This is a genomic window from Frankia alni ACN14a, from assembly GCF_000058485.1.
GTDB classification, from domain to species: Bacteria; Actinomycetota; Actinomycetes; order Frankiales; family Frankiaceae; genus Frankia; species Frankia alni.
Genome location: NC_008278.1, coordinates 5,249,657 through 5,260,631 on the forward strand (window position 1 = coordinate 5,249,657; position 10,975 = coordinate 5,260,631).

Annotated in this window: 7 protein-coding genes; 1 reads left to right on the top strand and 6 read right to left on the bottom strand. The window is 71.5% G+C overall.

The features are described from left to right. Positions 1–70: 70 nt before the first annotated feature. From FRAAL_RS21175 to FRAAL_RS21195, 5 genes are all read right to left on the bottom strand, one after another. A complete protein-coding gene (locus FRAAL_RS21175) occupies positions 71–1,870 on the bottom strand; it encodes a SpoIIE family protein phosphatase (protein ID WP_011605965.1) in 1,800 nt (599 codons plus the stop codon). Positions 1,871–2,064: 194 nt separating this feature from the next. After that, the gene (locus FRAAL_RS21180; protein ID WP_011605966.1) at positions 2,065–2,862 is read right to left on the bottom strand and encodes a FadR/GntR family transcriptional regulator; all 798 of its coding nucleotides are present in this window, start codon (positions 2,860–2,862) and stop codon (positions 2,065–2,067) included. 221 nt (positions 2,863–3,083) lie between these two features. Beyond that, complete coding sequence (locus FRAAL_RS21185) at positions 3,084–3,869, bottom strand: enoyl-CoA hydratase/isomerase family protein (protein WP_085949684.1); 786 nt, start codon at positions 3,867–3,869, stop codon at positions 3,084–3,086. Between the two features lie 534 nt (positions 3,870–4,403). Continuing rightward, entirely contained in the window at positions 4,404–5,609 is a 1,206-nt protein-coding gene (locus tag FRAAL_RS21190; RefSeq protein ID WP_011605970.1) for a bifunctional glycosyltransferase family 2/GtrA family protein, read from the bottom strand. A 149-nt stretch (positions 5,610–5,758) separates the two neighbouring features. Next, positions 5,759–7,915 (bottom strand): ArnT family glycosyltransferase, encoded by a 2,157-nt coding sequence (locus FRAAL_RS21195; protein WP_011605971.1) that lies wholly within the window; start codon positions 7,913–7,915, stop codon positions 5,759–5,761. A gap of 574 nt (positions 7,916–8,489) precedes the next feature. On the opposite strand from FRAAL_RS21195, the gene FRAAL_RS21200 reads away from it, so the two are divergent. Beyond that, on the top strand, positions 8,490–8,957 hold the full coding sequence (locus FRAAL_RS21200) for a helix-turn-helix transcriptional regulator (protein ID WP_041939581.1): 468 nt from the start codon (positions 8,490–8,492) through the stop codon (positions 8,955–8,957). A gap of 302 nt (positions 8,958–9,259) precedes the next feature. Here the strand turns inward: FRAAL_RS21200 and FRAAL_RS21205 are convergent, their stop codons facing one another. Continuing rightward, positions 9,260–10,504 (bottom strand): ABC transporter substrate-binding protein, encoded by a 1,245-nt coding sequence (locus FRAAL_RS21205; RefSeq protein ID WP_041939582.1) that lies wholly within the window; start codon positions 10,502–10,504, stop codon positions 9,260–9,262. Between the last annotated feature and the right edge of the window lie 471 nt (positions 10,505–10,975).

The window sequence follows — 10,975 nt, forward strand, 5'->3', positions numbered from 1 at the left end:
CACGCGCCCGCGCCGGGCGGCCGGCCGGACGGGCGGACGAGCGGCCGGGCGGACGGCAGCCGAGCGGGTGTCAGTCCAGGCCGACGGCGAGCAGGCAGACGTCGTCGTCGCGCCCGGCGGGGGTGGTGATCTCGGTGAGGATCCCGTCGCACAGGTCCTCCAGGCCACCGCCGCGCCCGGGCTGGCCGTCCGCGCCGGGGCCGGATGCGGCCCCGGCGCTGGCAGCGGCGGCGAACGCGTCGAGGCCCAGCGACAGCGACGCCCCCCGCCGCTCCACCAGCCCGTCGCTGTAGAGCAGCAGCCGGCAGCCGGGCGGCAGCGACAACTCGCTCTGTCCGTACTGGTGACCCGGCACTGCGCCGAGAATCGGACCGTGCACCTGTTCGAGGTAGCGCGTGGACGATCCGGCGATCAGCAGCGGCGGCGGGTGGCCCGCGCAGGACCAGGTCAACCACCGCTCGCCCGGCGTGAGGTGGGCGACGACGGCGGTGGCCAGCGTCTCGTCGCCCTGACCGGCGAGGTTCGCGGCGAGCTGGGTGGTGATCTCGGCCGGGCTCCGGCCCTGCAGCGCGTATGCCCGGGTGGCCTGGTGGAGCTCCGCCATGATCGCGATCGCGCCGAGGCCGTGGCCCCCGACGTCGCCGACGACGACCATGAGCGCGCCGTCCGGCAGCACGATGGCGTCGTACCAGTCGCCGCCGATGCCGACGTCCCGACTCGCCGGCAGGTACCGGGCGCTGAGTCGCACTCCGACCGGATCGGGCAGCCGCTGCGGCAGGATCGCCCGTTGCAGGACGGCGACCAGTGTCGTCTGGCGCTCGTACAGCCGGGCCCGTTCGAGGGCGTGGGCGCAGATCCCGGCGAGGGTCTGCAGGAAAGCCTGATCACCCGGGTCGAAGTCGCGGGGCAGGTTCCAGACGAGCACGAGGACGCCGATGAGCCGGCCGGAGACGACCAGCGGCAGGTGGGCGCTGGCGTTCAGCCCGAGGACCCGCACCGTCTGGACCCGGTCCGGGTAGTCGGCGAGGTACTCGGCCCGGCTGCGGTGATAGCGGGGCCGCCGGTCGCGCACGACGTCGGCGGCGGCGGCCGGCCCGCGGATCGGCAGGGCCTGCCACATCGCGAGGACCGGCGAGGTCTCCGGGTGCACGATGCTGCGGTAGAGCTCGCCGTCCTCACCGTGGAGCATGACCGCGGCGAAGACGATCCCGAGGTCGGCGGCGGCGGTGTGCACGACCACGTCGCCGAGTTCGTCGACGGTCAGGGCCTGCCCGATCGCGTGGGTGAGGTCGAGCAGGCGGGCGGCACGCCACAGCGCGGTGGAGCCGGGGCCCCCGCCGTCGCGGTCCGTCTGCACCGAGCTGACGTCGCCGACCAGCCCGACCATCCGCGCCGCGCCGTCCGTGCCGTCCCGTACCACGGCCCCGCGGGCCTGGATCCAGCGGATCGAGCCGTCCGGGCGCAGGATCCGGTACTCCTCCAGGACGGCGCCGGCGGTGCGGGCGGCGTCGGACAGCGTCGTGCGCACGTCCGCCACGTCCTCCGGGTGGACCGTGGCGAGGGCGGCGTCGATGGTCCCGTCGAACTCGCCCGGGGCGAGACCGCACAGCGCGGCCGCCTGTTCGTCGCAGACGAGCCGACCACTGGCCGGCTCCCAGCTCCACACGCCGATCCCGGCGCCGGCCAGGGTCAGCGACAGATCGGCGACCTCGGCGGTGGGACGCACCACCGCCGGGCCCGCCGGGGCGGTGTGTCCGGCGGTGGTGCGTCCGGCGACGGCGTCGGCCAGATACCGCGGGTCGCCCGGGCGGCTTCGTCCCGGCCAGCGGCCCCGCAGTGCACGGACCGCGCGACCTGCCCGCAGTCCCACCTCCGCGCCGCCCTCTCCCCTCGCAACGACGCCCGGCCCGTGGCCGCGACCTGGGCGGGCCGGAACCGATGCTCCGGCCTGCCCGGTAATCCTCCCCCGGCGCACCCCTGGGCACACTGTGGGGCCCGTAGCCGACCGACCCGGCAGCGACGCTCGCGTCGGCGGAACCGAGCGTGGGCCCGCTGCGCGCGGGACTATTCGAGAATGTCGATGACACCGGCCGCGTCGAAGCCCCGCAGCAGCGACTCGTTGGCGGAGATCAGGTGGCGACGCCAGAACCGCTCGGCCTCGTCCGCCTCGCCGGCGCGGACCAGGCTGATCAGCTTCTCGTAGGCCCGGACCGCCCGGCGGTACTGCAACTGCACCTCGTCCGGCTCGGACTCGAAGTGCGACCTCGTCGCGGTCGCCATGTGCCGGGCGAGGATCTCCTGGATCATGCCGGCCGTGACCACGAGCGCCCGGTTGCCGGACTGCTCGACGACGACCTCGTGGAACCGGGCGAAGCCGGCTCCGACGGCGCCACCGCTGTCGTCCTGGGCCAGGTTGGCGGTCAGGTCGTCGAGCGCCGCGACGAGCGCCGCGATCGCGTCGTCGGAACCCCGGTCGGCGACCAGCCATGCGGCCAGCGGTTCGATCCCGAGGCGCGCGACGAGCACCTCACCGAGGGTGGTGCCCGCGACGGCGAGCAGCAGCCCGGCCGGGCGGGCGACCATCTCGGGGCCCGGTACCCGGATGCGGGCGCCGGTGCGGGAGCCACGACGGACCTCGACGAGGGACTCGGCCTCCAGCACCCGCACGGCCTCGCGCAACGTCGGGCGGGAGACGCCGAAGTGAGCCATGAGCTCCGCCTCGCGGGGCAGGTAGTCGCCGTCGCGCAGCTCGCCCGTGACGATCATGCGGCGCAGTCTGCGGGTGAGCAGTTCGGCCGTCTTCGGGGACCGCACGTCCGCCCCGGACCGGCCCTCCGGCAGAGAGAAGACCGGCGCGGCCATGGGATCGACTCCTCGCATTGCACAGAACGTCGGACGCCGCGGATGACCGCCGCACTTCCGGTCAGGGCCGCGGGATCGCGGCAACACAGCCATGCTACTACAGAGTAAACCTAGTTAGCTTTGAGGCGATTGCGACCCCGGTGACCCGTGATGCGTGCCCGGTCGCAAAACGATACCTGCCGGATCGGACCGGGCGGCGGGCGCGCCCGACGACGTGACCATCACCGCACCTCGTACCCGCCGCGGGTCGTCGGCTGGGTGCGTGACGTGCCCGGCGGGGTCGCGACCTGCACGTAGAGCAGGCCGGTGCGCAGGGCCTGCGTCCGTGTGGAGTCCAGGGACTCCCAGATCGCCCGCACGGTCTGCTGGACCGCCACGGTCGGATGGCGGGCGATGCGCTCCGCGATGTCCTGCGCCCGCGACCACAGCTGGTCACGGGGGACGACCTCACTGACGAAACCGATCTCGTGGGCCCGCCTGGCCGACATCCGCTCGTCGTTACCGAGCAGCGCCATGCGCAGCACCTCGCCGATCGGGATGCGCCGCGCCAGCCCGATCGGCTCCAGCGCCGCGGTCATGCCGAAGGTGACGTGCGGGTCGAAGAAGGTCGCACCCTCGCCGGCGATGATGATGTCGGCCTCGTTCAGCCAGTACAGCGCCCCGCCCGCGGCCATGCCCTGCACCGCGCACACGAGCGGCTTCCAGCACTGGTTGAACTTCGGGGAGAGGTAGGCGGCCGGGTCGACCTGCTTGAGGGGCTCCTTCGCGAGGTCGTAGCCCTCGACCACGTCGACGCCGGTGCTGAAGGCGCGCTCCCCCTGCGCCCGCAGGACGACGACGTGCACGTCGTCGGTGACGGCGGCGAAGTCCCAGATCGCCCGGAAGTCGTCCAGCACCTCCTGGTTGAACGCGTTGAGCCGGTCAGGCCGGTTGAGGGTCAGGGTGAGGACATGATCATCACCGAGCGTGACGAGGACGCTCTTCAACACGGGTACCTCGGCCGGCATGGCGTTGCCTCCTCGTATCGGCGATCCGCCGGCGCCTCGGCGGGCCAGACGGCGCACAGGGCGCGGCCCCTACGGCGACGCACTCGAGGAACATATATAACTCAGTAGGCGAAGACGGTTCAACCCTTCCGGGTCGGTGCCCTCACGGCGACCTGCGCCCGCCGCCGCAATCGTCCTCCCTACGGGCTTCCAGGTAACCTTTCCCGCCAGCCCGCCGAATGTCCTGCCGGACGGACGGACGGACGGGCGGGCGGCCCGGCCGGCCAGGCGGCTCTGATATGCGAAGTTCTCGGCGGGCCCACCGCGCGACGCAACTCGCCGGATCAGTACGTACCTCCGTGATCAGCGAAACCGACCGGGCCCGTCGGGATGAATCACACAGGCCGGACAACTCGCCACACTCTGTGCCACCGCCACACCGGCGAGAGGTCCCGATTTGCCGCCGCAGTCGGCGTCGCGCACCACCGACGGGCTCGGAACCGCCTCGCCGGCACCACATTCTCGACAGCAGCCCACCCAAACCTCGACGGACGGTCAGCCACGATCCGGATGGAACACCCACGCCCGCAGGAGCATAAACCGGACGATAGTGGCCAGAACGCCGCTGGCCAGCACGGTGACTATCTCCGAGAGCACCCCCGAGGTCTGCCACAGCAGATGCAGAATGGCCAGCGCCGCACTGGAGATGATCAGGCCCACCCCGAAGACCATCGCGGACTCCACGAACTGGCGTGCCCACCGCTGACGGCCGGTGCGACGGAACGTGAAGCGGCGATTCGCCCAGGTGTTTCCCACCACCGTGACGCACAGGGCGAGGAGGTTGGCGTCGAATGCCGACAGGACTGCCCTGAGTAGGGCGTAGAGGACGACGTACGACAGGGTCGAGATGGTTCCGATGATCGCGAACGGGCCGAGCTGGGCCCTCATCCGGGCCGGCAGCCGCGCCGAGGCCAGCTCGGCCGGCAGCTCGACGCGCCCCCGACCAGCGAGGATGCGCAGCCCCACCCCCCACATCCCACGCAGGTCCTCCAGTGCGGTGGCGACGACGTCGACCCGCGAGTCCGGGTCGTCCACCCAGTCGACGGGCACCTCGTGAATCCGCAACCGATTACGGTCGGCCAGCAACAGCAGCTCGGTGTCGAAGAACCAGTTATCGTTGCGGACCGCGGGCAGCAGTATCCGGGCCACGTCTGACCGCATTGCCTTGAAACCACACTGGGCATCCCGGAACGAGCTCCGGAAGAATACCCGAAGCAGACTGTTGTAGCAGCGGGAGATGATTTCCCGCTTCGGGCCGCGGACGACTCGGGCGCCGCGCCGAAGTCGGGATCCTATGGCAATCTCGGAATGCCCGGACAACAACGGTGCCGTCAGCGGGAGGAACGCATCGAGATCGGTGGAAAGGTCAACGTCCATGTAACAGACAATATCGGCGTCCGATGCCGACCACGCCTCGCGCAGCGCCAGACCCCGACCTTTGACATCGAGATGACGAACCTGGACTCGAGGCAGTTCCTCTGCCAACCGGTCGGCGACGATCAGTGTTCGATCCGTACTGGCGTTGTCGACGATCGTGATGCGCCACTCATAGGGATACCGGTCGGTCAGATAGGTGTGCAGGCGACGCACACTTTTTTCCAGCACCGCCTCCTCGTTGTAGACCGGAATCATCACCTCGACGAGGTTCAGGGCGGGGGGTTTCGACGTGCGCGGCGCAACCGCGCCAGTCAGCGACTGCATGGTTCCTCCTTGGGCGGCCAGATGGCCGGGGCCGGCATTTACGGCCGGCGAAGGCGGGCGGCGAAGGCGGGCGGCCCGGGACGGCCGATGGGGACGGCTGGGATCACCAGCCGAACGAACGCGGGCGAGGCCGGTCGATCCGGGTCGGCCTAGGCCGTCGGCGCCTGGCAGTCGTAGAGGTTCAGCGAGAAGGCGTCCGCGAGAATGCGGAAGTCCTGCAGGAGTTCCACCGGCGAAATGTCGATGGCGGGCTTCGGGATCCCGCCGGCACCGAACGGCGAGGCCGGCGCACCACCCGTTGCGGCACCCCCGACGCCAGGGACACCCGGCGCACCACCCGGTGCCGCCTGGCCGAGCAGCGACACCAGGCCACTGCCCCCGCCGTACTTCGCCGCGGGCACGAGGGTGCAGGAGTGCCGCACCCAGGCGTCCCGCTCCCCGGCGATCGGCGCGGCCAACGCGCTTATCAGGCTCCCGCCGGAGGCACCCCCGCCGAGCAGCAGCACGTGGCGCAGGGCATGGGAACGGACGAGGGCGGCGAGACCAGAGACGGTCGGCGCCGGGTCGCTGCCGAGGAAGCCGCCCATCGGCATCACCGCCTCGCCGGTGTGGGCGATGGTCGGCGCGGCCAGCGGATCGGTGTCGACCGCGACCAGGAACTTCGCGCCCTCTCGGTGGGCCCGCAGGTAGGCGAGCAACGAGGGGGTGACCAGGTCGACGGACAATCCCCTCGTCACCGGCTGCGCCGACCGGGTGAGCTGGGGGAACGCCTCGGTGAGCTGACGCAGCGCACGGAGGGCCGGGTTGTCCGCCAGCTGCGCCGGAAGCGCGAGGTCGAGTGGGCTGGACGTGGTCCTCGGCGGGCCGACGACGGGGTCGCTGCCCTGGCTCGGATGGCGCAGCGGGGTGAGTGCGAACGCCGTGGGCGCGGCCAGCACGACGGCCAGGGCGAGCACGCCGGCGAGGGCCGCGGTGGCCGGTGCCGCGCGCCCGCGCGCCGGTTCGCCCGGGCCCCCCGCGCGCCGGGCGGCCCAGGCGGCGAGCGCCAGCATCCCGGCGCTGATCACCGCGGCGACGATCAGAGTGGGCCGCAACCAGGCGTTCCACGTCGGGGTGCGCCGCAGGACCAGCACGGCGACGGCCACGGTCGAGACCAGGCCGGCGACGGCGGCCAGGGTGGTGGGCACCCGCCCGCCGGCACCCACGCCCCCGGCCGACCAGGCCGCCGCGGCCAGGGCGAAGCCCACGCCGACCAGAGCGGCGAACGCCGGGGCCGCCTCCCCGACGTAGTACGGGTGGAACGCGCCCCGGGCGAAGCTGAGGACCAGCCAGCACAGCAGCGCCCAGGTTCCCCAGAGCAGCACCGCCGCGCGGGCCGGGTCGGTCCGCGGGGCCCGCCGGCGCTGCCACAGGCCGAGCAGCGCCGCTGCCACCGCCACCGGGATGAGCCAGGCGATCAGGCCGCCGGTGGTGGCGTCGAAGAACCGGCCCGGCCCCCGCCGGGAGCCGAGCACCGCACCGAAGGCGCCCTGGCCGCCGCTGCCGTCGACCCGCCCCAGCCCGTTGTAACCGAAGACCAGATCCCGGACGGTGTTGTCGGTCGAACCGCCCACGAACGGGCGGTGTGCCTTCGGAGTCAGGTCGACCAGGGCCATCCAGGCCCCGCTCGCCACCACCAGCGCGAGCGTGGCGGCGCCGAGCAGGGCCAGCCGGCGGCGCAGCCCGCCCGGGGCCGCAACCAGGTAGACCAGGCCGAGGGCGGGCACAACGAGGTAGGCCTGCAACATCTTCGCGTCGAACGCGAGGCCCACGCAGACGGCGGCCAGGGCGAGCAGCCGGCCGCTGTCCTGGCGCACGGAGGCGACCAGCGCCCAGGCCGCCAGCACCAGCAGCATCACCATGAACGGGTCGGGGTTGTTGAATCGCGCCGTGCTGACGAACACCGGGGTGACGGTCAGGGCGAGGGCGGCGACGAGCCCGCCCAGGGCGCCGACCTGCGCGCGCACCGCGTGGTACAGGGCGAACACCGTCACAGTCCCGGCGGCGGCGGCCGGCACCAGCAGGCTCCAGCTCGACAGGCCGAACATCCACACGCTCGCCGCCTGCACCCACAACGCGAGCGGCGGCTTGTCGACGGTGATGAAGCCGGCCGGGTCGAGAGCGCCGAACACATAGTTGTGCCACGAACCACTCATCGAACGGGCCGCGGCGGCGTAGTAGACGTTGCCGTAACCGTTGCGGTCCAGCCGCCACAGATTGAGCACCGCTCCGAAGATCAGGACTGCGGCCAGTGCCGCCCATTCCACCGGGCGACTCAGGCGGATTCCCGTGCATCCGCTCGCTTCGTCGCCCGCCGGCTCGGAAAATAAGGACGGGCGCTCATCGGATAGCCTGGTAGAGCTGTTTTCACCGCCGGCCCTCGCGTCGGTGATCTGCGTGTCCCGGGTGGCCTTCATGAAACTCCTTCCGTACCCCTCGCATACCGCTGAGACGGTAGAGCGACGGTGTGACCCGCCGCATCCGAAGGAACCCCGTTCGGGGTAGGAATCAGGATCCTCATCCGGGTCTTCCCCGCCCCTCCGCGGGAGTCTGTTCTCGCACATCGGAGCGGGCGGCATTGACGGCATGGCCAGGCTGCGGGATAACCTTTTCGATGTAGCCGACAGTGGGGTCCGGTGAAGGCATGCCGAGCCCGGGTGGAGTGGGTGTGGCGGCGCACTCACTCCACCCGGGGCCGGATCATGCACGGCCTCCCACAAAGGTGGTGTACGGCTGATCCCCTGCCCGACCCTCGGATGAATTTCCGGACTGTCGGCGATGGGCCGGTGATGCTCCTCCGGAGCGGTCGGGTAAACCGGAGTGGACAGGGAGAGGAGCACGATGGGCCCAGTGGTTTCGGACTCGTCCGCCGTGCAGGTGCGCCTGCACCGGACGATGACCGCCGCCGGCTTCGACCGAGCGTCGGGTCCTTTCACCACCGAGAACCAACCGACCGACGCGCGGACCCAGCGGGAACGGGTTCGCCTGGCCCAGATCGAGCTGTTGGAGCTCAGCGCGCAGCTCACAACGCCCCACCTGCGACGCCAGATCCTGCGCATCTACTCGCTGCTACGCAGTGAGCCGGTGACGCAGAGTCCGGCGAAGCCACCGCCCTTCCGTCTCACTCTGCGTGAGATGGAGGTGCTCACTCTGGTGGCCACAGGCTGCTCCAACGTCGAGGCGGCGGAGCAGCTCACCATCCGGGCCGAGACGGTCAAGACCTACATGCGCAGCATCATGCGCAAGATGGGCGTCCGGAACCGGACCGCGGCGGTGCACACCGCCCGGCAGATCGGTCTGCTGGACTGAGCAGTCTCCGATCGGGTCGGCGAGGCGGTACAACTCCCACCGCCGGCGCCGCCCCATCTCAGCAACACCGGCATCTCAGTGCCACCGGCACCACCGGCACTGGCAGGCGCCACCACCGACGGGCCACCGCAGGCACCGCCCCCCGCGGGCCACGCCGCGATCCGTCGGTCCGCTCCGGCACCCCCTCCATGCCGGATCGCGACCACTCCGGAACATGACACAGGGCTCGGATCGGACGACGTCGTCCGATCCGAGCCCCGGTCGTCGGCGCCCGAGGGCACCGACGGGCGCGACGGCCCTGGCTAGCCGGCGGCGAACAGGCTGGCCGCGTCGACCGTCTTGACGTCGGTCGCCTTGGTGCCCTTGAGGGTCGCCTCGACGGAGCTGGCCGAGCACAGCGCCTTCAGGCTGGGGATGGCGCTGCCGTCGCAGGAGAACGTCAGCCCGTGACCGGCGGGCATCGCGATGTTCTTCGCCGCCTTCAGAGTCGAGGTCACCGAGGCCGGGGTGACGTCGCCGCTGATGCCCTTGAGCGCCCGCGCGAGGCCGAGCACCGTCTGGTAGCCGGTGACCGCGTAGCCGTCGGTCTGCGTCTTCGGCGTGTACTTGGCCATCACCGTGCGGTACAGCTTCGCCTCCGTGTCGTCGGAGTCGGTGTCCGACGGCGTGAACAGGACGGAGCCGTCGAGCGCGCCCGGCGCCGCGTCGTCGACGGCCTTCGACACACACGGCTGGATCACGAACTTCGGCTGGGTCGCCCCCACGGCCTGGAATGCCTTGAACACCGAGGTGCAGTGGGTGGCGTCGCCGACGAGCGCGAGGGCGTCCGGCTTCTTGGCGATCGCCGAGGTCACCTGGGAGGTGGCGTCGGCCGCGCCCCGGGGGATGGAGATCACGTCCAGGTCCACGCCGGACTTCTGGAACACCGGCTTGCCGAGCGCGTTCGCCCCGGTGATGGCGGCAGGCACGTCCGTGACGAACAGCGCCACCCGCTTGTAGCCCTTCGCCTTCGCGTAGCTCGCCATCGTGCCCAGCGTGGCGGGGAAGGCCCCGGTCCAGGAGAACACGCCGTCGGTGGCGAACTCGGAGCCGGCGGTCGCGGTGCCCGTCACGTACGGGATCTTCGCGCCGGCGATGATCGGCACGAGGGTGTCCCCGAAGCCGGTGGTTCCGGTGCCGACCGCGATGACCTTCTGTTCGACCATGTCGTTGGCGCAGGTGCGGGCGGAGGCCGCGTCCTCCTGCGACTTGCAGACGACGAGCTGGATCGGCCGACCGCCGATGCCGCCGAGATAGTCGTTGGCGTAGGCGGCGGCGGCCTGGGCGCCCTCGCGGACCTCGGGCAGGGAAACCGCGCTGCCACCCTCCGCGGTGATGAAGCCGATCTTCACCGCCGCACCGGCCGCCTTCGTGCCCGGCGGCAGCGTCACGGCGGCCGCGGTGGCCCCGGCCGAACCCCCCGAGTCGCCAGCGTCGCTGCCGCTGCTGCCGCAGGCCGCCGGTAGCACTGCCAGGCCGAGGACTAAGAACGCCGCTCCCACCCGCACGCCGCGGCGTCCGTCATGTCTATGCCTGATCCTCGTGCCCACTGCTCCTCCATCTCACGTCGGGCCACCCGACAGCAGGCGGGTGGCCCCGCCCACCGAGCGGCCCGGTCAGCCCTGGTCAGTCCTGGTCAGTCCTGGTCCGGCCCGTCCTCGCCGGCAGCGGGGGCCGCAGCCACCCGAAAGCGCAACATAGCTTACTTGGTGAGCTATGTTATTGGGGTCACCGAATTCGTCAAGGGAACGGAGGCGATGACCGCCATTTCGCGCAGGACTATCCGCGCCAACCGGGACGCGCTCATCCCGGTTGGGACATCGGCGGTCGCTCGACACGAAAGTCCCCCGCCACGCCGGCACCGCCGAGCCAAAACGACCCGTCGGCCGGCACGCCTCCGGCCCGCACTCCGGCAGGCACTACTGAAGCACTACCGAAGAATGACCCCGACCCAAAAGCAGTATTGGCGACCCACCGAA

What these genes read in the sequence shown, in the direction of transcription:
- FRAAL_RS21200 (WP_041939581.1), top strand. Translation starts at nt 8,490, where the DNA reads ATGGGCCCAGTGGTTTCGGACTCGTCCGCCGTGCAGGTGCGCCTGCAC.
- FRAAL_RS21180 (WP_011605966.1), bottom strand. Translation starts at nt 2,862, where the DNA reads ATGGCCGCGCCGGTCTTCTCTCTGCCGGAGGGCCGGTCCGGGGCGGAC.
- FRAAL_RS21190 (WP_011605970.1), bottom strand. Translation starts at nt 5,609, where the DNA reads ATGCAGTCGCTGACTGGCGCGGTTGCGCCGCGCACGTCGAAACCCCCC.
- FRAAL_RS21185 (WP_085949684.1), bottom strand. Translation starts at nt 3,869, where the DNA reads ATGCCGGCCGAGGTACCCGTGTTGAAGAGCGTCCTCGTCACGCTCGGT.